At 67.0% G+C, this 875-nt stretch carries 1 protein-coding gene; it reads right to left on the minus strand.

Annotation, left to right across the window (positions count from 1 at the left end):
- Positions 1-10: 10 nt before the first annotated feature.
- Positions 11-837 (minus strand): IS5 family transposase gene (locus ADL08_RS35370; RefSeq protein ID WP_107092005.1). Its coding sequence is split into 2 segments (ribosomal slippage): positions 11-486 and positions 486-837, totalling 828 coding nucleotides; the frame shifts between segments, so codons are not numbered across the junction.
- Between the last annotated feature and the right edge of the window lie 38 nt (positions 838-875).

Consider the following 875-nt stretch of genomic DNA (forward strand, 5'->3'; position numbering starts at 1 on the left):
AGAGGTTGTCTCACGTGGTGAGTTTCGCGAGCTTCTTGTAACAGGTCAGGGCGGCTGCGAGACCGAGGAAGGCCAGGAAGTGCGAGCCCTTCCGCTCGTATCGGACAGTGAGACGGCGGTATCCGAACAGCCAGGCGATCGACCTCTCGATCTTCCAGCGGTGGCGGCCGAGCCGTTCACTCGACTCGATCCCCGGTCGGGCGATACGCGGGACGATGCCGCGTTCACGCAGCCAGGCCAGGTGGTGGGCGGAGAAGTACGCCTTATCCGCACGGAGCTTTCCCGGCCGGCGCCGACGCGGACCGCGGCGGGAACGGACGGCGGGTATGGCACGGACCAAGGCTTTCAGGGCCTGGCTGTCGTGGGTGTTCGCCCCGGACACGGCGACGGCCAGAGGTATGCCCTGGGCCTCGGACAGCACATGCAGCTTGCTGCCCTTCTTGCCGCGATCGACCGGGTTCGGCCCGGTCAGCGAACCCCCCTTTTCGCCCGCACATGGGCGGCATCCACGATGACCGAGGTCCAGTCGATCTCGCCCCGGGCGCCGAGCTCGTCCAGGACTGCCCGGTGCAGACGACGCCACAGCCCCGCCTTCGTCCACACGGTGAACCGCCGGTGCGCAGTCGCCGGCGAGACACCGAAGGTGTCGGGCAGCAACTGCCAAGCACACCCGCTGGTCAGCACGTACACCACCGCGGCGAACGCCTGCCGCTCATCGACCGGGGCCGTGCCCCCACCTTGCTTCCGAGGCGCGAACTTCGGCAGCAAGGGCTCCGTCAGAGCCCACAACCCGTCAGGAACAAGACGAGAGGAAAGATCGACAGCCACAAGCGCCATCATGCCCCATGCAGCTCAGACCATGTGAGACAACCTCT

Origin of the sequence: Streptomyces sp. NRRL F-6492, assembly GCF_001280125.1 — a bacterium.
GTDB lineage: Bacteria > Actinomycetota > Actinomycetes > Streptomycetales > Streptomycetaceae > Streptomyces.